The organism is Pseudomonas flexibilis, from assembly GCF_000802425.1.
GTDB lineage: Bacteria > Pseudomonadota > Gammaproteobacteria > Pseudomonadales > Pseudomonadaceae > Serpens > Serpens flexibilis.
In genome coordinates this window covers 50,596-71,900 of the sequence record NZ_JRUD01000024.1, presented here as the reverse complement: position 1 = coordinate 71,900, position 21,305 = coordinate 50,596, and the positions used below count along the sequence as shown (strand labels likewise).

Annotated in this window: 17 protein-coding genes; 13 read left to right on the top strand and 4 right to left on the bottom strand. The window is 66.9% G+C overall.

Translation table 11 applies throughout. The features are described 5' to 3' along the window. Nucleotides 1–10: 10 nt before the first annotated feature. The 9 genes from SF06_RS14465 (at nucleotide 11) to SF06_RS14425 (ending at nucleotide 9,204) form a co-directional block, all read left to right on the top strand. Nucleotides 11–439, top strand: a complete 429-nt coding sequence (locus tag SF06_RS14465) for a F0F1 ATP synthase subunit epsilon (protein WP_027588913.1) — start codon at nucleotides 11–13, stop codon at nucleotides 437–439. A 134-nt stretch (nucleotides 440–573) separates the two neighbouring features. Further along, on the top strand, nucleotides 574–1,938 hold the full coding sequence (gene glmU / locus SF06_RS14460) for a bifunctional UDP-N-acetylglucosamine diphosphorylase/glucosamine-1-phosphate N-acetyltransferase GlmU (protein WP_039562259.1): 1,365 nt from the start codon (nucleotides 574–576) through the stop codon (nucleotides 1,936–1,938). A 103-nt stretch (nucleotides 1,939–2,041) separates the two neighbouring features. After that, complete coding sequence (locus SF06_RS14455) at nucleotides 2,042–2,827, top strand: DeoR/GlpR family DNA-binding transcription regulator (RefSeq protein ID WP_037008356.1); 786 nt, start codon at nucleotides 2,042–2,044, stop codon at nucleotides 2,825–2,827. Between the two features lie 12 nt (nucleotides 2,828–2,839). Then, on the top strand, nucleotides 2,840–4,675 hold the full coding sequence (glmS, locus tag SF06_RS14450; RefSeq protein ID WP_039562256.1) for a glutamine--fructose-6-phosphate transaminase (isomerizing): 1,836 nt from the start codon (nucleotides 2,840–2,842) through the stop codon (nucleotides 4,673–4,675). Nucleotides 4,676–4,963: 288 nt separating this feature from the next. Then, nucleotides 4,964–5,560: a paraquat-inducible protein A gene (locus SF06_RS14445; protein WP_027588909.1), complete on the top strand. Its 597-nt coding sequence runs from the start codon at nucleotides 4,964–4,966 to the stop codon at nucleotides 5,558–5,560. Next, the gene (locus SF06_RS14440) at nucleotides 5,557–6,183 is read left to right on the top strand and encodes a paraquat-inducible protein A (protein ID WP_039562254.1); all 627 of its coding nucleotides are present in this window, start codon (nucleotides 5,557–5,559) and stop codon (nucleotides 6,181–6,183) included. Before SF06_RS14445 ends, SF06_RS14440 begins: the two co-directional genes overlap by 4 nt. Next, nucleotides 6,183–7,793: a PqiB family protein gene (locus tag SF06_RS14435; protein ID WP_039562253.1), complete on the top strand. Its 1,611-nt coding sequence runs from the start codon at nucleotides 6,183–6,185 to the stop codon at nucleotides 7,791–7,793. Before SF06_RS14440 ends, SF06_RS14435 begins: the two co-directional genes overlap by 1 nt. A gap of 13 nt (nucleotides 7,794–7,806) precedes the next feature. Then, nucleotides 7,807–8,400 (top strand): PqiC family protein, encoded by a 594-nt coding sequence (locus SF06_RS14430; protein ID WP_437123600.1) that lies wholly within the window; start codon nucleotides 7,807–7,809, stop codon nucleotides 8,398–8,400. A gap of 132 nt (nucleotides 8,401–8,532) precedes the next feature. Next, nucleotides 8,533–9,204, top strand: coding sequence for a DUF3313 domain-containing protein (locus SF06_RS14425; RefSeq protein ID WP_039562252.1), 672 nt, complete (start codon nucleotides 8,533–8,535; stop codon nucleotides 9,202–9,204). 27 nt (nucleotides 9,205–9,231) lie between these two features. Here the strand turns inward: SF06_RS14425 and SF06_RS14420 are convergent, their stop codons facing one another. Genes SF06_RS14420 through SF06_RS14405 form a run of 4 tightly spaced genes read right to left on the bottom strand, consistent with a single transcriptional unit; the run spans nucleotide 9,232 to nucleotide 13,959 of the window. Beyond that, nucleotides 9,232–10,260, bottom strand: a complete 1,029-nt coding sequence (locus tag SF06_RS14420; RefSeq protein WP_039562251.1) for a DUF2955 domain-containing protein — start codon at nucleotides 10,258–10,260, stop codon at nucleotides 9,232–9,234. Continuing rightward, entirely contained in the window at nucleotides 10,250–11,368 is a 1,119-nt protein-coding gene (locus SF06_RS14415) for an HlyD family secretion protein (RefSeq protein WP_039562249.1), read from the bottom strand. Before SF06_RS14415 ends, SF06_RS14420 begins: the two co-directional genes overlap by 11 nt. After that, entirely contained in the window at nucleotides 11,365–12,861 is a 1,497-nt protein-coding gene (locus tag SF06_RS14410; protein ID WP_039562246.1) for an efflux transporter outer membrane subunit, read from the bottom strand. Before SF06_RS14410 ends, SF06_RS14415 begins: the two co-directional genes overlap by 4 nt. 12 nt (nucleotides 12,862–12,873) lie before the next feature. After that, nucleotides 12,874–13,959, bottom strand: a complete 1,086-nt coding sequence (locus SF06_RS14405) for an AI-2E family transporter (protein WP_027589600.1) — start codon at nucleotides 13,957–13,959, stop codon at nucleotides 12,874–12,876. 273 nt (nucleotides 13,960–14,232) lie between these two features. Between SF06_RS14405 and SF06_RS14400 the strand changes: the two genes are divergently transcribed. From SF06_RS14400 to SF06_RS14385, 4 genes are all read left to right on the top strand, one after another. Next, nucleotides 14,233–16,533 (top strand): Orn/Lys/Arg family decarboxylase, encoded by a 2,301-nt coding sequence (locus SF06_RS14400; protein WP_039562245.1) that lies wholly within the window; start codon nucleotides 14,233–14,235, stop codon nucleotides 16,531–16,533. Between the two features lie 33 nt (nucleotides 16,534–16,566). Beyond that, nucleotides 16,567–18,867 carry an Orn/Lys/Arg family decarboxylase gene (locus SF06_RS14395; protein ID WP_039562244.1) on the top strand — a complete coding sequence of 767 codons (2,301 nt, stop codon included), beginning with the start codon at nucleotides 16,567–16,569 and terminating at the stop codon, nucleotides 18,865–18,867. A 71-nt stretch (nucleotides 18,868–18,938) separates the two neighbouring features. Then, nucleotides 18,939–20,270 (top strand): putrescine-ornithine antiporter, encoded by a 1,332-nt coding sequence (gene potE, locus SF06_RS14390; RefSeq protein ID WP_027589603.1) that lies wholly within the window; start codon nucleotides 18,939–18,941, stop codon nucleotides 20,268–20,270. Nucleotides 20,271–20,316: 46 nt separating this feature from the next. Beyond that, nucleotides 20,317–21,222 (top strand): amino acid ABC transporter substrate-binding protein, encoded by a 906-nt coding sequence (locus tag SF06_RS14385; RefSeq protein ID WP_027589604.1) that lies wholly within the window; start codon nucleotides 20,317–20,319, stop codon nucleotides 21,220–21,222. The last annotated feature ends 83 nt before the right edge of the window (nucleotides 21,223–21,305 follow it).

Sequence of the window (21,305 nt, the reverse complement as noted above, 5' to 3'; positions counted from 1 at the left end):
AGGCATTTGTATGGCTATGACAGTCCATTGCGACATCGTCAGTGCAGAAGAGCAGCTGTTCTCCGGGCTGGTGGAAATGGTCGTTGCCCATGGTCACCTCGGCGACCTGGGTATCCTGCCCAACCACGCGCCCCTGCTCAGCGACCTCAAGCCGGGCCCGGTGCGCGTGATCAAGCAGGGCGGTGAGGAAGAAATCTTCTACATCTCCGGCGGCTTCATCGAAGTGCAGCCGAACATGGTGAAGGTGCTTGCCGATACCGCCACTCGCGCCAAGGACCTCGACGAGGCTGCCGCCCAGGAGGCCATCAAGGCCGCCGAGAAGGCCCTCAACGAGAAGGGCGCCGAGTTCGATTACGGTTCGGCCGCCGCTCGCCTGGCCGAGGCCGCTGCCCAGCTGCGGACCATCGAGGCGATGCGCAAGAAGTACGGCCGCGGCTGATCGCCACGCCGTATTTTCCGCAAGACGAGAAAGGGTAGCTTCGGCTACCCTTTTTTCATTTTGGAAGGGCCGTACGGCCCTGCATGAAGCCCAGCGCGCACGGCGTTCGCCGGCGCCCCGTTCAGGATCTTTCCATGTCGCTCGATATCGTCATTCTCGCTGCCGGCCAGGGTACCCGCATGCGTTCGGCCCTGCCCAAGGTTCTCCATCCGGTCGCCGGCAAGCCCATGCTCGGCCACGTCATCGACACCGCCCGCCAACTTGCGCCGCAAAGCATCCAGGTGGTGATCGGCCATGGTGCCGAGAAGGTGCGCGAGCGCCTGGCGGCCGATGACCTGTCCTTCGTGGTGCAGGAGCAGCAACTGGGCACCGGCCACGCTGTGGCCCAGGCGCAGCCGCACCTGAGCGCCGAGCGTGTGCTGATCCTCTACGGCGATGTGCCGCTGATCGAACCCGCTACGCTGCAGCGCCTGCTGGAGCAGGTGAACGCGCGTCAGCTCGGCCTGCTTACCGTCGAACTGGCCGATCCCACCGGCTATGGTCGCATCCTGCGTGACGGGCACGGCGAAGTGCAGGCGATCGTCGAACACAAGGATGCCAGCGAGGCGCAGCGCGCCATCCGCGAAGGCAACACCGGCATCCTCGCCGTACCTGGCCACTGCCTGGGCGACTGGCTGGGGCGGCTGTCCAACAGCAACGCCCAGGGCGAGTACTACCTGACCGACGTGATCGCCATGGCCGTAGCCGACGGCCTGCGCATCGCCACCGTACAAGCCGCCGACGAGATGGAAGTACTGGGCGCCAACGACCGCATCCAGCTCGCCCAGCTGGAGCGCCACTACCAGGGCCGTGCCGCGCGCCGGCTGATGGCCCAGGGCGTGACGCTGATCGATCCGGCGCGTTTCGACCTGCGCGGCGAGGCCAGTGTGGGTCGCGACGTGCTGATCGACGTCAACGTCATCCTCGAAGGCAAGGTCATCATCGAGGACAACGTGCAGATCGGCCCGAACTGCGTGATCAAGGATTCCGTGCTGCGCGCCGGCGTCGTCATCAAGGCCAATTCGCACCTGGAAGGCGCGCAAGTCGGCGAGGGCGCCGACTGTGGTCCGTTCGCCCGCCTTCGCCCGGGCGCCGTGCTGGGCAAGAAGGCCCACGTCGGCAACTTCGTCGAGCTGAAGAACGCGGTGCTCGGCGAGGGCGCCAAGGCCGGTCACCTGAGCTACCTGGGCGATGCCGAGATCGGTGCGCGCACCAACATCGGTGCGGGCACCATCACCTGCAACTACGACGGCGCCAACAAGCACCGCACGGTGATGGGCGAGGACGTGTTCATCGGCTCCAACAGCTCGCTGGTGGCGCCGCTCAACCTGGGCGCCGGCTCGACCACCGGTGCCGGTTCGACCATCACCCAGGACGTGCCGGCCGACAGCCTGGCGGTCGGGCGCGGCAAGCAGCGCAACATCGAAGGCTGGAAGCGTCCGGTGAAGAACAAGCCCTGAGGCCAGTCCGCTCCCACGGAAAGCGCGCTAGCGATCAGCTTTCGCTTGCCGCTGCGCCCGCTGCTATGTTTTGATTCGCGCCCTGAAAGTTTCGGATCGAAACATGTCGCTTCCCAAACGCAACACCTTGCAGCGTCGCCACGCCATTCTCAGCCTGCTCGCCGAGCAGGGTGAGGTGGGTGTCGACGCCTTGGCCAAGCGTTTTTCCACCTCCGAAGTCACCATCCGCAAAGACCTGGCGGCGCTGGAAAAGAACGGGCTGCTGCTGCGTCGCTATGGCGGCGCCGTGCCGATGCCCCAGGAACTGATTGCCGAGGAGCAGGCACAGACCGCTTCCCCCTGGAAGCAGGCCATCGCCCGCGCTGCGGTGGGGCTGATTCGCGAGCATGCGCGGGTGATCATCGACAGCGGCAGCACCACCGCCGCGATGATTCCGCAGCTGGGCCGCAAGCCCGGTCTGGTGGTGATGACCAACTCGTTGAACGTGGCCAACGCGCTGCGCGAGCTGGAGCATGAGCCGGCGCTGCTGATGACCGGCGGCACCTGGGACCCGAACTCGGAATCCTTCCAGGGTCAGGTGGCCGAGCAAGTGCTGCGTTCCTACGATTTCGACCAGCTGTTCATCGGTGCCGACGGCATCGACCTGGAGCGTGGCACCACCACCTTCAACGAACTGCTCGGCCTGTCGCGGGTGATGGCCGAGGTGGCCCGTGAAGTCATCGTGCTGGTGGAGAGCGACAAGATCGGCCGGCGCATTCCCAACCTGGAGCTGCCCTGGGCGCAGATCCATACCCTGATCACCGATACGCGCCTCGAAGACGACGCGCGCAGACGCATCGAGGCCCATGGCGTGAGGCTCATCTGTACCGCCATGGCCGAGCACCCCTAAGGAGAAACAACCATGTGTGGCATCGTAGGCGCCGTCGCCGAACGCAACATCACGCCGATCCTGCTCGAAGGCCTCAAGCGCCTGGAATACCGCGGCTATGACAGCGCCGGCATCGCCGTCATCGACAGCGATGGCCAGCTGATGCGCCTGCGCCGCTCCGGCAAGGTCGCCGAGCTGGAACAGGCCCAGCAGCAGGAGCCCCTGGCCGGGCGCATCGGTATCGCCCACACCCGCTGGGCCACCCATGGCGCACCCTGCGAGCGCAACGCCCACCCGCACTTCTCCAGCAACGAGATTGCCGTGGTGCACAACGGCATCATCGAGAACCACCAGGCGCTGCGCGAGCAGCTGAAAGGCCTGGGCTACCTGTTCACCTCGGACACCGACACAGAGGTCATCGTCCACCTGCTGCACTACAAGCTGCACGAGATGGGCGACCTGGCCGCAGCCCTCAAGGCCGCCGTGCAGGAACTGCATGGCGCCTATGGCCTGGCGGTGGTCGCCGCCAGCCAGCCGGACCGTCTCCTCGCCGCACGCAGCGGCAGCCCGCTGGTGGTGGGCCTGGGCCTGGGCGAGAACTTCCTGGCCTCCGACCAGTTGGCCCTGCGCCAGGTGACCGACCGCTTCCTCTACCTGGAAGAGGGCGACATCGCCGAGATCCGCCGCGACAGCGTGCGCATCTGGGACATCGAAGGCCGCGAGGTACAGCGCGAAACCCTGCAACTGCAGGAAGGTGCCGAGGCCGCGGACAAGGGCGAATACCGCCACTTCATGCTCAAGGAGATCCACGAGCAGCCCAAGGTGGTGCAGCGCACCCTGGAAGGCCGTCTGGCCGACGATCAGGTGCTGGTGCAGGCCTTCGGCCCGCAGGCCGCCGAGCTGTTCGCCAAGGTGCGCAACGTGCAGATCATCGCCTGCGGCACCAGCTTCCACGCCGGCATGGTGGCGCGCTACTGGCTGGAAGGCCTGACCGGCATTCCCTGCCAGGTGGAAGTGGCCAGCGAGTTCCGCTACCGCAAGGTCGCGGTGCAGCCCGACACGCTGTTCGTGACCATCTCCCAGTCCGGCGAAACCGCCGACACCCTGGCCGCGCTGCGCAATGCCAAGGGCGCCGGCTACCTGGCCAGCCTGACCATCTGCAACGTGGCCACCAGCTCGCTGGTCCGCGAATCCGACCTGTGCCTGCTGACCAACGCCGGCCCGGAAATCGGCGTGGCGTCCACCAAGGCCTTCACCACCCAGCTGGTCGGCCTGCTGCTGCTCACCCTGGCCCTGGGCCGCAGCCAGCAGCGCCTGGCTGCAGGCCTGGAGGCCGAGCTGGTCGGCGAGCTGCGTCGCCTGCCCAGCCGCCTCGGCGAAGTGCTGGGCATGGAAAAGGCTGTGGAAAAGGTCGCGGAACTGTTTGCAGAGAAGCACCACACCCTGTTCCTCGGCCGTGGCGTCCAGTATCCGGTGGCCATGGAAGGGGCGCTCAAGCTCAAGGAAATCTCCTACATCCACGCCGAAGCCTACCCGGCCGGCGAGCTCAAGCACGGCCCGCTGGCCCTGGTGGACAGCGACATGCCGGTGGTCACCGTGGCGCCCAACGACGAGCTGCTGGAAAAGCTCAAGTCCAACCTGCAGGAAGTGCGCGCCCGTGGCGGCCAACTGATCGTCTTCGCCGACGAACAGGCCGGCATGGACAAGGAGGATGGCGTGCAGGTCATTCCCATGCCGCATGTGCACGAGGTGTTGGCGCCGATCTACTACACCCTGCCGCTGCAGTTGCTGTCCTACTACGTTGCCGTGCTGCGCGGCACCGACGTCGACCAGCCGCGCAACCTGGCCAAGTCGGTGACCGTGGAGTAATTCGTACCTGTCCGACCACTTGGTCTGGTCGGTCTGTTGTTGCTGCACTGCTTAAAAAAAGAAGCCGCATCTGCGGCTTCTTTTTTTTCGTATCGGCCGCCTCGCCAGCTCGCCTCGTCACCCCGGCATATGCCTGAACTAATTCGCGCATCGTCCGCTCTACAGCTGAGCCTGCTTCGCTACTCCGGTCAGGACTGGAAGCGAGCGACCCGCAGAGGCGCGGCTGCCCGTCCATGGCTTCGACGGAGGTCGCATTGGGTGGATGGGCTTGGCCAGGTTGCATGCGCCATGACGAAAACCAGCGAGCTGATCGTTTGCGAGTACTGCGATGCGGTCTATCGCAAGACGTCTCTGGCGCGCCACCAGCGCTCGGTTTGCGTGCGTTGCGGGGGCGTTCTGCAGCGGCATGTCGGCCTTACCGTACAGCAGCGCCTGGCCCTGAGCGTGACGGCCGCGATCCTGATGGTCTACGCCCACTTCTATCCCGTGATGAGCATCAGGCTGCAGGGCGTGAGCAACTCCGCGACGCTGTGGGACTCGGTACAGATCCTCAGTCAGGGCTCCATCACCTTCATCGCGCTGGTAGCCGCACTGACCATCATCATCGCGCCCGTCCTGCAGGTGCTGTTGCTGATCTGGGTGTTGGCGTTCGCCATGCTTCGGCGGCGCTCGCCGGCGTTCGCGCTGTGCATGCGCGGGCTGGAGAGCCTGCGGCCGTGGAACATGCTCGAAGTGTGCCTGCTCGGCGCGCTGGTGGCGGTGATCAAGCTGGCCGGCATGCTTGATGTGATACCCGGCGCGGGGCTGATCGCGCTGGCCGCCCTGAGCGTGGTGCTGATCTACATCGCCGGGCGCGATGTGCGCGACCTCTGGGACAGGTTATGAACGAGCCACCGCTGGCCATCACCCTGAACCTGTGCCTGTGTCACGGCTGCGGCCTGGCCTGCGACATGCAGGGGAATCCGCAGCGCTGCGTCCGCTGTGGCGCACCGCTGCACTGGCGCAAGAGCGATGCGATTGCCCGCAGCTGGGCCTACCTGCTCGCGGCGCTGGTGCTCTACATACCCGCCAATGTGGTGCCGGTCATGCACACCAGCATGTTCGGCAGCAGTGGCGGCAGCACCATCATTGGCGGCGTCGTGGAGTTCTGGAAGGGCGGTGCCTGGGATATCGCACTGATCATCTTCATCGCCAGCGTCGGCGTCCCCTGCATCAAGTTCCTGGGCCTGTCCCTGCTGCTGATCACCACGCAGCGGCACACCGACTGGGCACTGCGCCAGCGCGCACAGCTCTATCGCTTCATTGAAGTGATCGGCTACTGGTCGATGCTGGACGTGCTGGTTGTGGCGTTGGTCGCCGCCCTGGTTCAGATGCAGGAGCTGGGTACCATCGAACCCCGCCCGGGCATCCTGTTCTTCGGCCTGGTGGTGGTGTTCACCATGCTCTCGGCCATGAGTTTCGATCCCCGTCTGATCTGGGACGGCGCGACACCCCGGAGGGACGGCTGATGCAGGAGACGCCGCCGCAACCGGCTCCCATCAAGACCCGGCGCTGGAACGTGTCGCTGGTGTGGATCGTGCCGATCGTGGCCCTGCTGGTGGGCGCCTCGCTGGTGGTGCGCAACTGGATGCAGGAAGGTCCGACGCTCACGATCACCTTCAGGACCGGGGAAGGCCTGGTGGCCAACAAGACGGAGGTCAGGTACCGCAACCTGGTCATCGGCCAGGTGACCTCGATCAAGCTGGCCGAGGACAAGAAAAGCGTGAAGGCCACGGTGCGCCTGTCCAAGGAAGCGGAGTCCTTCGCCAGCGAGGATTCCCAGTTCTGGGTGGTGCGTCCGCGCATCGGAGCCGGCGGCGTCACCGGGCTGGATACACTGTTATCGGGCAGCTTCATCGGCGCCGACGCCGGCCAGTCCGCGCGGCGCGCCGAACATTTCACCGGGCTGGAATCCCCGCCGCCCATTACCTACGGGGAGGAAGGCAAGCGCTTCCTCCTCTCGGCGCCGGACCTCGGGTCGCTGGACATTGGCTCCCCCATTTACTATCGCCGGATCCCGGTGGGCCAGGTGATTTCCTATGCCCTGGACGCCGATGGCGGAAGCGTCACCATCGAGATCTTCATTCGCGCCCCCCACGACGCGTATGTCACGCAAAACTCCCGTTTCTGGAATGCCAGCGGCATCGATGTGACCCTGGACGCCAAGGGCATCCGGGTCGATACCGCGTCGCTGGCCGCGATGCTGGCCGGCGGATTGGCCTTCCGTTCCCCGGAGTACGCCGCCGACGGGCCGCCCGCTGCCCAGGGGCAACGTTTCGAGCTGTTTGCCGATGAGCAGAGCGCACTGGCACCGCCCACTGGCCAGGCGAAATTCATTCGCCTGCGTTTCGATCAAGCGTTGCGCGGGCTGGCGGTCGACGCGCCGGTCGAGTTCATGGGCGTCGAGTTCGGCAAGGTCGTGGCGGTGAAGCTGGACTTCGATGAGCAGAAGCAGTCGTTCCCGGTCATGGTCGACGCGGTGGTCTATCCGGATCGCCTCGGGCCGGCCCATGCCAAGATGCTCAAGGCGCTCAAGCACTCCCCCGACGACGAGATGGCCACGGCGCGGCTCATCGGCAATTTCGTGGAGCATGGCCTGCGCGCCCAGGCCCGCAGCGGCAACCTGCTGACCGGCCAGCTGTACATCTCCCTGGACTTCTATCCGGACGAGCCCGCGGTTGCCGTTGATCTGTCGGAACGGCCGATTCGCATTCCCACGGTGCCAGGTGATCTGGAGCGTGTTCAGGAGCGCTTCCAGCGCCTGGTCGACAAGCTGAGCCAGCTCCCGCTCGAAAGCATCGTCACCAATCTGGATGGGAACCTGAACGAGCTGCGGCAAGGGCTGCGCTTCTTCAATCGGCAGACCCTGCCGGGCCTGCAGACCACCCTGGAAGAGCTGCAACAAACCCTGGAGTCGGCCAATCGTACGCTGGCCGATGACTCCCCGCAGCGCCAGCAACTCAACCAGGCCATCACCGAGCTGCGACGCATGTCACGCTCCCTGCGCGAGCTGACCGACTACCTGGGCCGGCATCCCGAATCGCTGATCCGGGGCCGCCCGAAATCCTCGGAACCCTGAGGGGAGTGAGCCCATGTCGATGCAGCCCGCAAACCTCACGAGTCGCCTGGCTCCGGCGTTAGGCATCGTTCTGGTGCTGATCCTCACGGGCTGCGCGAGTGAGCCGGTCAACTTTCATACGCTGGTGCCTGCCTATGGGGCGCCGGCCGACGGCCAGGCACCGGGCTTGGATATCCGTATTCAGCAGGTGACCGTGCCGGCCCAGGTGGACCGTACGCAAATCGTCATTCGCCAGGGACGCAGTGGCCTGGCCGTGCTCGAAACCGAGTGGTGGGGCGCCCCACTGGTCGACGAAATCCACAGCGCATTGCAGTACCGGCTGAATCCACCGCCGGGTTCCCCGCCTACCCAACCCAAGGCTGCGCTGTGGGTCGACGTGCAACGCTTCGATTCGGTGCTTGGGGAGTACGCCCTGCTGGACGTGAAATGGCGGCTTAAGCCGGCGGATTCGAGCGCCGAGACGCTGTGCCATACGGTGCTGAAAACGCCGGCCGGCGCCGACATGGAGGCACTGGTGAATGCGCATCAGACCAATCTGATCGCCCTGGCGGCGTTGATTGTCGACGCCAGTCATGGCCGATTGCGTAGCTGCGCGGGCGGCGGGTAGGTCGGGGCCATTCGGGAAGAAGGAGCGCTGGCAGGCACGAGGCTGGTCGCGCAGGGCAGGGTGCCACATCCACCGTCCGGTGCGTGGTTTCGCTGGACGCCATCAATCCCTCGTCAAGGCAGGAGCGACACCATGAAACGTTCGAGTACCGCACTCTCCGGGCTGCTGTTTTCCGCCCTGTTGCTCGGTGGCTGTGCATCCAAAGACGTCACCCAGCCGGAGCAGTACTCCGGGTTCCTTTCCGACTATTCGCAGCTGCAGCCGGCGGTGTCGGCCACCGGCCAGCCGGTGATGCGCTGGATCGCCCCAGGCGTGAAGGTGGGCAACTACAAGTACCTGCAGATCCGCTCGGTCGATTTCTACCCCAAGCCGAGCGCCTCCGAGCAGATCAGCAACCAGACCCTGGATGAGCTGCGGGTCTATGCCCGGCAGCAGATCTCCGCGGCCTTCGGTCGTCGCTTCCAGTTGCTGGACCCCAACGCGGCGCCGCGTCCGCAGACCCTGGTATTGCGGGCGGCCGTCACCGGCGTGGACACCAAGGCCGAAGGGCTCAAGGCCTATGAGGTGATTCCCATCGCATTGGTGGTGGCGGCTACCACCACGGCCGCGGGGAGCCGCGACCGGACGACGGAGCTGTTCGTCGAGGCGGAAATGCTGGATGCCTCCACCGGCCAGCCGGTGATGCGCGTGGTGCGCAAGGGCTATGGGCAGGAGCTCGAGAACCGCGAGGAGCAGGTGACCCTGGCCACGCTCAAGAGCGTGATCGACACCATCGTCAACGATATCGAGCGCTTCCAGGACTGAGCGCTGCAGCGACCAGGGGCGGCCGGGCTAGCCTGCGAGGGCGCGCCCGCGCCGCCGGTGGCGCAAGGGGGCCAGCAGATGCACCATCAGGCCGGCGTACAGGCTGATGGCAATGAACAGGCTCATGCGCACCGCGAAGGCATGGTAGACATCCTGCCCGTTGGCGCTGTCCTGCACCGACAGGCCGAGCAGGATGAGCATGGTCACCTGGGTGTTCAGCCAGAACCCCGGGCTGTGCCGACTTGGCCGCAGGCCATGGAGCTTGCGCGCCAGCAGCAGGCCGACCAGCAGCATCCACAGGAAAAACATCCACAGGTGCACGAACAGGCCCAGCGCCCACCAGAACAGGATGGCCAGCAGGCCGCCCAGCAATGTCGAGCCGAGCAGTTCCCGGATGGCCGTGCGCACCGGGGTGCCGCTGCTCTGCTGGCCGAGGCTGACCGCCTTGAGAATGATCGCCAGGTAGGCGGACGGGTCGATCAGCGCCAGCAGGTAGGCCGGCATCACCACCAGCGTGGCCTGCAGGGCCAGCCAGTCGGCCTCCTCGGACAGCGGCGGGGCCGCCGGCGCGGCCGTTGCACCGGGCGGTTCGGGAAACAGCGCGTGGCCAACCCATAGCGCCAGCACGGCGAGCAGCAGGCCCTGGACCAGGGCGCCGATCACCGCCAGCGCCAGGGCGAACTCGAGGCTGCCCAGTGCGGAAATCATCGTCAGCCCGATCACCAGGAAGGTGGTCACCAGGGCGCTGCCTTCGCCCCGCAAGCCGCGGCGAAAGCTCAGGAACAGCGCCACGGCCACCAGCAGCAGGGCGGTCAGCGGGGTATGCCGCAGCAGCGGAATCAGCAGCAGCCCGCCGCCGGTGGTGAGCACCACCAGCACGATCAGCCCCAGGCAGGCCTTGAGCGGCAGCGGCTGGTGGAGCCGGGCGAGCAGGAAGGTAGCCAGCAGCGGGGCAATGAAGGGCAGGGGCAGGCCGAGGCCGAAGCTGGCCGCCAGGCACAGCGCGGTGCCGGAGGCCAGGCGCAGCGCCCGCCGGGCGCGGGGATCAGTAGGCATAGGCCAGCCAGCTCATCAGGCGCAGGAACAGGCGGCCGAGCAGGTTGAGGGGATTGCCCCGGCTGGGAAAGGCCATGACATCGGCCTGACCGCCGACGCGGATGCCCCGCAGGCTGGTCAGCTCGCCAGGATCGATCTCGACGATCACCGGGAAGCGCTGGGCCGGGCGCAGCCAGTCGCGACTGTTCTGCACGCTCGGCAGGCTGCCCGGCGGGGTACTGGAACCGACACTGACGCCATAGCCGACGCTGCGTACCCGGCCGGCGAAGACCCGGCCGGGCAGGGCATCCAGCACGATGCCCACCGGCGTGCCGGGCACCACCCGGCCCAGGTTGTTCTCGGTCATCTCCGCCTGGATCCAGACATCCTGCAGGGTGATCAGGGTCATCACCGGATTGCCGGCCACGGCGAACTGGCCGACGTCGGTGCGCAGGTCGGTGATCAGCCCGGCGGTGCGGGCCCGTACCTGGGTGTTGGCCAGGTCCAGCTCGGCCTTTTCCAGGGCGGTGGCGGCGCTGCGCAGCAGGGCGTTCTGCTCCTCGCTGCCGCCCTGTTGTTCGCGCGCACGCTGCACCTCGGCCTCGGCCATCGCCACCTGGCTGTCGGCCTCGGCATGGCTGGCCCGCGAGACCTCCAGACGGCGCAGGGAGATGGTGCCCGGGTCGTCCCGGTACAGGCGTTCGAGGCGCTCGCGGTCCTGCCGGGCCTTGAGCGCATTGGCCCGGGCCGCCGCCAACTTGGCCAGCGCCGAGTCGATGCCGGCGGTGCTGGCGGCGATCTGCCGGCGGGTCGACTCCAGATCGGCGCGGGCCCGCGCCACGGCGATCCGGTACTGCTCCGCATCGATCTCGAAGAGCAGGTCGCCGGCCTCGACCATCTGGTTGTTGCGCACCGGCACGCGCACCACCCGCCCGGCCACCTCCGCGGCCACCGGCACGACGAAGGCCTGCACGCGGGCCTGCTGGGTATAGGGCGTGAAGCGGTCGGCCAGCAGGTACCAGACCAGGCTGATGACGATCAGCCAGAGCACCCGGCGAATGCCCCTGTCCACCGGCGCGCTGGGCGTGCTTTCCGGTTCCGCCGCCGGCGCGGTGGGCTGATCGTTCATCGGGGCGCTCCTGTGCCGGGCTCGTCCAGTAGATCGCCCCAGTCGGTGCGTTGTTGCATCTGCTCGCGGGTGGCCGCGTCGATCCACGGTTGTGTGCCGGACCAGCCACCACCGAGGGCCTTGTACAGGGCAATCAGGTTGCTGACCGCGCTGTAGCGGGTCAGCAGGTAGGTGTCCTGCTGCACCAGCAGGGCCCGCTGGGCGTCCAGCACGCGCTGGAAATCGGCCAGGCCTTCGCGGTACTGGGCGTTGGCCAGGCTCAGCGAGCGTTCGGCCGATTGCGCCGCCTCCCCCAGGATGCGCTCGCGCTGCAGGGCCTTGCTCAGGCCGCGGGCGGCGTCGTCGGCCTCGCGCGCGGCCTGGCGGACGCGCTCGCGGTAGGATTCGATCAGTTGCTGCAGGCGGGCGTCCTGCACGCGCACGTTATGGCGGGTGCGGGTGAAATCCAGGTTCCAGCGCAGGCTCGGGCCGCCGACCCGCTCCAGGGTATCGGGCGCGCCGCTCAGCGAGCTGGTCGACCAGACGATGCTGCCCAGCAGGCTCAGCGAGGGGTAGAGATCCGCCTGGGCCACGCCGATCAGCGCCGACTGGGCGGCGACATTCAGTTCCGCCGCGCGGATGTCCGGCCGGCGGCGCAGCAGGTTGGCCGGCACGTCGTCCAGCACCGCCTGATCGACCAGCGGAATCAGCCCCTGGCGCTCGGCCAGTTCCGCCAGCGGGCCAGGCGGCCGACCCACCAGCACGGCCAAGGCATTGCGCGTGCTCAGGGCCTGATCCTCCAGCTCGGGGATGCTGCTCAGCGTGGCCAGGTACTGCGTCTTGGCCTGCTGCAGGTCGAGTTCGTCACTCTGGCCGCTGGCAAACAGCTTTTCGGTGATTTCGAAGCTGCGCCTCTGCAGCGCGGCATTTTCCGTAGCCACGCGCAGGCGGGCCTCGGTGGTGCGCATCAGGTAATAGGTGTCCGCAACCTGCGCCCGCAACAGCACGCGCACGTCCTCGAAATTGGCCCGGGCGGCGAAGTAGCTGGCGTCGGCCGACTCGATGGCGCGGCTGAAGCGGCCCCAGAAATCCAGTTCCCAGCCGATGTCCACCCCCAGGCTGTGCTGCCAGAACTGGCTGTCCTGCGGGTTGCGTCCCCCGGACTGGCGTTGATCCACATACAGGCTGTCAGCGCTGGCCTGCAGAACCTGTGGATAACGTCCCCGGCTGGCGATGCCCAGTTGCGCGCGCGCCTCCATGACCCGCAGGCCGGCGATGCGCAGGCTGCCGTTGTGGATATCGGCTTCGGCGATCAGGCGGTCGAGCAGCAGATCGCCGAACACCTGCCACCAGGCGGACACATCCGGTTCCGGCCGCTGCTGGCTGGCCAGCTCGATGGCCGGGCTGTTCCAGTGATCGAGCCAGGCTTCGCCCGGCGGCTGGAAGTCCGGCCCCACCCGTATGCAGCCGCCCAGGGCAAGGGCGCCGAGCAGCAGCGACGGATAGCGCGCCATCGCGGCGGCGCTTCAGTGTCCGGGCCCGCCGGGCGCCGGTTGATCCCTGACCCATTGCCAGAACAACTGGTAACCCACGGCCAGCACCACCGGCCCGATGAACAGGCCGATCACTCCGTTGGTGACCATCCCGCCCAGGGCGCCGATCAGCACCACCGGCATGGGCACGTTGACGCCCCGGCCGAGGAGCAGCGGCTTGAGCACGTTGTCGGCCAGGCCGGCGATGAACAGGTAGACGGCGAACACCAGCGGCACGGTGCCAAAGCCCTCCGTGCTGAACACATAGACGATGACCGGGACGGTGATCAGCGTGGCGGGCAACTGCATGATGCCCAGCAGCAGGACCGCCAGGGCCAGCAGGCCGGCGCCGGGGACGCCCTTGATCACCAGGGCGACGCCGATCAGCAGCATCTGGATGAAGGCGATGCCCACCACGCCCATCGCCACGGCACGAATGGTCGAGGTGCATAGCCGGGCGATCTGCGGACCTTTCTCCGGCCCGGAAATGCGCGAGGCGATGTCTATCGCGCTGCGGTTACCCAGCTCGCCATACGCCATGAAGATGCCGGCGATGATCAGCGCGACGATGAAGATCAGCAGGCCGATCCCGAGGCCGGCGAGCGAGCCGAAGGCGACCAGGAGGGCGGCCTTGATCTGTGGCGCGAAGCGCTGCATGGCCCCGCTGAAGTCGATGGACGCCTGCAGCCAGGCGTCGTACAGCGGCTGGCCGATCAGCGGCCAGTTGGCCACCGACGCTGCGGGGGGGCGGACGCGGAAATCGCTGGAGCGAATGAGGTCCAGGGACTTCTCCACGGATTCCGCCAGGGAAGTGCCCAGCAGGATGAGGGGCACCAGCAACACCACCACGGCGACCAGCACCAGCAGCGTGGCGGACCCGCCGTCATGGCCGCCCAGGCGTTCGCGCAGCCAGCGATGCAGCGGATACAGGGTCACCGCCAGGATCAGCGACCAGAGCATGAGGTTGAGAAAGGGGCGAAAGATCTGAAAGCAGAACAACACCAGCACCACGATCAGACCGGCGCGGATCAGCACATCGAGCAGGTCGCGAGCCTGGTCGGAATAGGCGAAGGGCGGCATGGAGAACTCCTTGCCGCGCGCGGCGCCGCGGCGAGATGGTCAACCCATCGATAGACAGCGCTCCACGGCAGAGTGCGCTGGCGGGCCCTGGCTGAGTGTATGCATCGCCGGCTATCGGAAACCCGGGCGTGTCGGGCACTTCGGCGCGAATCCCCGTGTCGGAACTCACACAGCTTCCTGATACCGCACTGATGGTAGGGTTATTCCCGGCGCGGGCATCGTCGCCAAGGATGTCGCCGTAGTGGTGCTCCCCCTTTCCTGGGAGATCGTCACATGATTGGGCGCACCAGTTTCCAGCTGCGCAAGCGGGTCCTGCTGGTCGATGACGACCTGGGCCACCCGAGCAGGGCCCGCGGTCGGGTACTGCAGGACCTGATCAGCGAATTCAACTCCCGCAACACCGACGTGGTCGGCGCCGCCTCCTACGAGGACGGCATGGCCGCGGTGGTGTCCGACGCCGCCCTGCACTGCATCTGCGTGGACTGGACGCTGGGCCGCAACGATCAGCGCAGCCATGCCCAGGCGCTGGAACTCCTGCATGCCATTCGCCAGCGTCACGAACGGGTGCCGGTATTCCTGATGGCCGACCGCGACGCCAAGCGCAGCATCACGGTGGAGGCCATGGGGCTGGCCGACGAATTCCTCTGGATGCTGGAAGACACCGCCCCCTTCGTGGCCGGGCGGGTGCTCGCTGCGATCGAGCGCTATCTGGAGCGTCTGCTGCCGCCGTTCACCGATGCCCTGATCCGCTACACCCTCAAGGACGAACACTCCTGGGCGGCGCCCGGTCACCAGGGCGGGATCGCCTTCACCAAGTCGCCGGTCGGCCGGGTGTTCTTCGATTTCTTCGGCGAAAACCTGTTCCGCGCCGACAGTGGCATCGAGCGTGGCAACCTCGGCTCGGTGCTCGACCACAGCGGCCCGGTCGGCGCCTCCGAGGCCTTTGCGGCGCGCATCTTCGGCGCCCATGCCAGCTATGCGGTGCTCAACGGCACCTCGGGCTCGAACCGGGCGATCTTCATGGCCTGCGTGGGCGAGAACCAGATAGCCCTGTGCGACCGCAACTGCCACAAGTCCATCGAGCAGGGCCTGGTGCTGTGCGGCGGCGTGCCGGTGTACATGACGCCGACCCGCAACCGGTTCGGCATCATCGGCCCGCTGTTGCCGGAGCAGTTCGATCCACAGCGGATCGCCGACGCCATCGACCATCATCCCCTGCGCGGCCAGATGCGGGGCGACAAGCCGGTCTACGCGGTGCTGACCAACTGCACCTACGACGGCATGTGCCTGGACGCCGAACGCGCCGAGGCGCTGCTGGGGCAGAGCAGCGACCGCATCCACTTCGACGAGGCCTGGTACGGCTATGCGCGGTTCAATCCGCTGTACCGCGGGCGCTTCGCCATGCGCGGCGATCCGCTCGAGCATGCCGCCAACGCGCCGACGGTGTTCGCCACCCACTCCACCCACAAGCTGCTGGCGGCGCTGTCGCAGTCCTCGTTCATCCACGTCCGCAACGGTCGCAACCCGATCGAGCACAGCCGCTTCAACGAATCCTTCGTGATCCAGGCCAGCACCTCGCCGCTCTATGCGATGTTCGCCTCCAATGAAATCGGCGCGGCCATGATGGATGGCCGAGGCGGCTACACGCTGACGCAGGATGCGATTCGCGAGGCGGTGGATTTCCGCCAGGCCCTGGCGCGCGTCCATCGCGAGTTCGCCAGCCGCGGCGACTGGTTCTTCCAGCCCTGGAACGCCCCGCAGGTGCGGGACCGCAGCGGCACGCTGGTCGACTTCGCCGATGCCGACAGCGAGTGGCTGGCCAGCGAGCCCAGCTGTTGGGAGCTGGAGCCGGGCGCCGAGTGGCATGGCTTCGCCGGCCTGGCGCCGGGCTGGTGCCTGCTCGACCCCATCAAGGTCGGCATCCTGGTGCCGGGCATGGGCAATGACGGCGAGTTGCAGGCCGAGGGCGTACCCGCGCCGATTCTCGGTGCTTTCCTGTACCGGCAGAACATCGTGCCGTCGCGCATCACCGACTTCATGGTGCTGTGCCTGTTCAGCATCGGAGTGACCAAGGGCAAGTGGGCCACGCTGATCAACGTGATGCTGGCCTTCAAGCGCCATCACGACGAGAACCAGCCCCTGGAGCGCGTGCTGCCCGATCTGGTGGCACAGCACGCTGCGCGTTACGGCGGCATGGGGCTGCGCGATCTGAGCCGGGAGATGTTCGAGTACATGCGCTCCAGCCGCATGGATGCGCTGCAGGCGCAGGCCTTCGGCCAGTTGCCGCGCATCGAAATGACGCCGCGCGCCGCCTTTCAGGCCCTGCAGGCCGGCGACGCCGAACTGCTGCCGCTGAACCAGGCGGCCAACCGGGTCACCGGCGTCGGCGTGATGCCCTATCCGCCGGGCATCCCCATCGTCATGCCCGGCGAGAACATGGGCGCGCTGGACGGCCCGTGGCTGCGCTACATCCAGGCCCTGCAGGACTGGGGCAACCGCTTCCCGGGCTTCGAGAAGGAGGTGTCGGGAGCGGTGCACAGGGACGGCGATTACCACTTCTGGTGTCTCAAGTAACCCGAACCTTGCCGTCCCGTGGAGGCCTCCGCCATGAGTCGCTCGCAAACGCCGTTGCCCCCCGCCCTGGCCCGGCGCTATCCGGTGCTGATCGTGGCCAGCGCACGCGGCCATGAGGAGGACGTGATCCTGCACAGCGCCGAGGGCGTCATGCGCGCGCTGGAGGACCATGATCTGGCAGTGGAGCTGGCCGGTTCCCTGGACGATGCGCAGATCGCCCTCCTGTCCAATCCCGCCTATTGCTGCGTGATCCTGGGCTGGGGCCTGTGCGAGCAGGATCTGCACAAGGCGCAGCAGGTGGTGCGCCTGATTCGCCGGCGCACCGCCCAGCTGCCCCTGCTGCTGGGCATGACCCAGGCCCACCACCACCGCGTGCCGTTGGCATTCGTCGAGCAGATGGACGGTTTCATCTGGCTGCCGGAAGACAGTCCCGCGTTCATCGCCGGGCGCATCGCCGCGGCGGCCCGGCGCTACCTGGACAGCATCCTGCCGCCGTTCTTCGGCGCCCTGGTCAACTTCGCCGATACCTGCGAATACTCCTGGCACACCCCGGGCCATACCGGCGGCACCGCCTTCATGAAGACCGCGGTGGGGCGCAGCTTCCTGGATTTCTACGGCGAGCAGATGCTGCGCTCGGACCTCAGCGTGTCGGTGGGCGAGCTGGGTTCGCTGAACGATCACTCGGGGCCGATGGCGGAGGCGGAGCGCTATGCCGCCCGGGTGTTCGGTGCCGACTTCACCTTCTTCTCGGTGGGCGGCAGCTCGGCCAGCAACCAGATCATCCTGCACGCCTCGGTGACCGACGGCGATGCCGTGCTGGTCGACCGCAATTGCCACAAGTCGCTGAACTACGCGCTGAACATGTCCGGCGCCGTGCCGCTGTACCTGCGCCCGCGGCGCAATGCGCGCGGCCTGATCGGCCCGGTGCCGCAAAGCGAGCTGACCCCCGAGGCGGTGGCGCAGAAACTGGCCGAAAGCCCGCTGGCGCGCGACAAGCAGGCACGCCCGGTGCTGGCGGTGCTGACCAACTCGACCTACGACGGCCTCTGCTACAACGTGCAGACCACCACCCGCGAGCTGAGCAGGAGCGTCGACCGCATCCACTACGACGAGGCCTGGTACGCCTACGCGCGCTTCAATGCGCTGTACGAGGGGCGCTACGGCATGCACCGCGGCGAGCGGCACGCCGACGATGCCACGGTGACCGTCACCCACTCCACCCACAAGCTGCTCGCTGCCCTGTCGCAGGCGTCGATGATCCATATCCGCTCGGGCAAGGTGCCGGTGACGCCGGCGCTGTTCAACGAAGCCTTCATGATGCACACCTCCACCTCGCCGCAGTACAGCATCATCGCCTCCACCGATGTGTCGGCGAAGATGATGGACGACGCCGGCGAATACCTCACCGACGAGTCCATCGGCGAGGCCATCGCCTTCCGCCAGGCGATGGTGCGGCTGGACCGCGAGATGCGCGAACGCGACGGGCAGGACTGGTGGTTCGGGGTCTGGCAGCCCGACGAGGTGGACGGCGTGCCGTTTGCCGACGTCGACCCGCAGGCCCTGCGCCACGGCGACGCCTGGGTGCTCAAGCCCGGCGCCCGGTGGCATGGCTTCAGCGACCTCGGCGCGGACTACTGCATGCTCGACCCGATCAAGGTCACCGTGCTGACGCCCGGGCAGAGCCTGGAGGGCGACATGCAGGACAGCGGCATCCCGGCGCCGCTGGTGTCCTCCTTCCTGTCCAGTCGTGGCATCGTGGTGGAGAAGACCGAGCCGTACTCCATCCTGGTGCTGTTCAGCGTCGGCGTGACGCGCGGCAAATGGGGTTCGCTGGTGGCCGGCCTGATGGAATTCAAGCGCCATTACGACGCCAACGCGCCGCTGGAACAGGTGATGCCCGACCTGCTGGCCAGCTATCCCGAGCGCTATGCGGGCATGGGCCTGCGCGATCTGGCCGGGGCGATGCACCAGGACATGCTGGATTCACGCCTGCTGCACAACATGGATGCGGCGTTCAGCCTGCTGCCCGACCCGGTGTCCTCGCCACGCGACACCTACGCCCGCCTGGTCAGGGGAGAGATCGAGCAGATCGCCGTGCGGGACATGCTCGACCGTACCGTGGCGGTGCAGATCGTGCCGTATCCCCCGGGCATTCCGCTGATGATGCCGGGCGAAAAGGCCGGTGCCGACAAGCGCGCCATCATCGACTACCTGCTGGCCATGGAGCTGTTCGACAGCCATTTCCCGGGCTTCGGGCATGACAACCATGGCGTCGAGGTGGAGCACGGCGCTCGGGGAGAGCTGACTTACAGGGTCTACGTCGTCAAACAGTAACGCCCGGCTTCCGCCCGGGCGCGCAGGCCCGGACACGGGCCGCCGCCGCGGAGAGTGCGAGGAGTTCTGCAATGGCTGAGTCAAGCAAGAAGATGGGCCTGGTGGGCCTCACCACCCTGGTGGCGGTCAACATGATGGGCTCGGGCATCATCATGCTGCCCTCGAACATGGCGCAGCTGGGGGCCGTCTCGCTGCTGTCGTGGATCGTCACGGCGATCGGCTCGATGGCCATCGCCTACTGCTTCGCCCAGTGCGGACTGCTCTGCAACCGCTCGGGTGGCATGTCCGCCTACAGCGAGGAGGCGCACGGCAAGTCGGCGTTCTTCCTGTGCTCCTTCCTCTATTTCCTGTCGCTGGCCATCGGCAACGTGGCGATCGGCATCTCCGCGGTCGGTTACCTGTCGTCGTTCGTGCCCTGGCTGAGCAGCGGCGCCATTCCCCTGTTCATCGGCACGGTCGGCCTGCTGTGGATCACCACGGTGGCCAACTTCGGCGGGCCGAACATCACCGGCAAGATCGGCACGGTCACCGTCTGGGGCGTGATCATTCCGGTGGCCGGCCTCAGCCTGATCGGCTGGTTCTGGTTCAAGCCGGAGGTGTTCGCCGCCGCCTGGAACCCGAACAACATCGCCGTCAGCGATGCCATCACCCAGAGCATTCCGCTGACCCTGTGGGCCTTCCTCGGCATGGAGTCGGCCGCGCAGAGCTCCGACGCGGTGGAAGACCCCAAGCGCAACGTGCCGCTGGCCTGCCTGTTCGGCACCCTGGGCGCGGCGGTGGTGTACGTGCTGTCGACCACGGTGATCCAGGGCATCGTGCCGAATGCCGAGCTGGCCAATTCCTCGGCACCGTTCGCCTACGTGTATGCGCAGATGTTCAACCCGCTGGTGGGCAACGTCATCATGGCGCTGGCCGTGATGGCCTGTATCGGCTCGCTGCTGGGCTGGCAGTTCACCCTGGCGCAGACGGCCAAGATGACCGCCGACCAGGGGATGTTCCCCAAGCTGTTTTCCAAGGTAACGGCGGCCAACGCGCCGATCATCGGCATGGTCGTGTGCGGCATTCTGCAGACCCTGCTGGCCCTGTCGACCATCTCGCCCAACGCCAGCGAGCAGTTCGGCAAGCTGGTCAGCCTGGCGGCGGTGACCAACCTGATTCCCTACGTGACCGCACTCACCAGCCTGCTGGTGATGATGTACAAGGCTGACGTGGGCCCGTCGGTGTTCAGTCGCAATGTGATGGTGCTGCTGATTGCGATGGCCTATTCGTTCTACGCGATCTACGCCTCCGGCAAGGATGCGGTGTTCGGCGCCACCCTCGTGCTGGCGGTCGGCTATCTGCTCTACGGCTTCGTCGCCAAGCGCTTCGTCACCGAACGGCCCGTCGCCGTGGCCGCAGGCTAGGCAGGCGCTTTCCGATGGCCACGACATTCGCATGTGGGGACAGGAGATGAACATGAAGCGACACACCATTGCCAGTCTGTTGCTGGTCGGCCTGCTCGCACTGCTGCCGGTGCTGGCGGGCGCCAATACGCTCGAGCGCGTACGCATGAACAACACCTTCACGCTGGGCTACCTGCCAGACCTTGCGCCATTCAGCAGCGAGACGGGGGGAACGGTCAGCGGCTACGGCATCGAGCTGTGCCTGAAGATCGCCGACCGGGTGAAGGCGGAGCTGGGCCTGAGCAATATGCAGGTGCGCTATAAGGCCGTCAGCCGTGGCGAGGTCATCGGCGCCATCCAGTCGGGGGCGATCGACATCTTCTGCACGCCGACCCCGGAAACCCTGGCGAGCCGCAAAGAGGTGAGCTTTTCGCGACCGGTGTACACCGCTGGCCTGGCCGTGGTGGTACGCACGGATGCCCAACCCCAATTGATCAGGGCGCTTAGCGGCGAGCCGGTGCATACCGGTCCGACCTGGCGCGCCACCATCAACCAGGGGCTGGCCAATCACACCTACGCCACGATCGAGGGCGGGATCTCCGAGGAATGGGCGCGCGACCGAATGCGCAAGCTCGGGGTGATCGCCACCCTGGTGACGGTCGACAGCCACGCACAGGGCATCGAGCTGGTGGCCGAACGCAAGGCCGATGCCTTCTTCGGCGAGCGCATGTTGCTGCAGACGGATCTGCGCAAGAGCGCCGCTGCCGACCAGATGCAAGTGCTGGATACCCTGTTCGGCTTCACGCCGGTGTCCTTTCCGCTTGAGCGCGGCGACGAAGACTTCCGCTTACTGGTGGATACCGTGATCAGCGAACTGTACCGCTCGGGCGAAATCGAACGGGCGCACCGCAAGTACCTGGGCGAACTCCGCGAGGGTGCGGAGCTGCTGTTTCCCATCTATGCGTTGCCCTAGCGCGAAGACCGGGTGCCGATGAGCGGCTGCCGGGATGGGCCATCATGCGGGTTGCCATGCACTACCTTAAAAGGCGTTGGCAC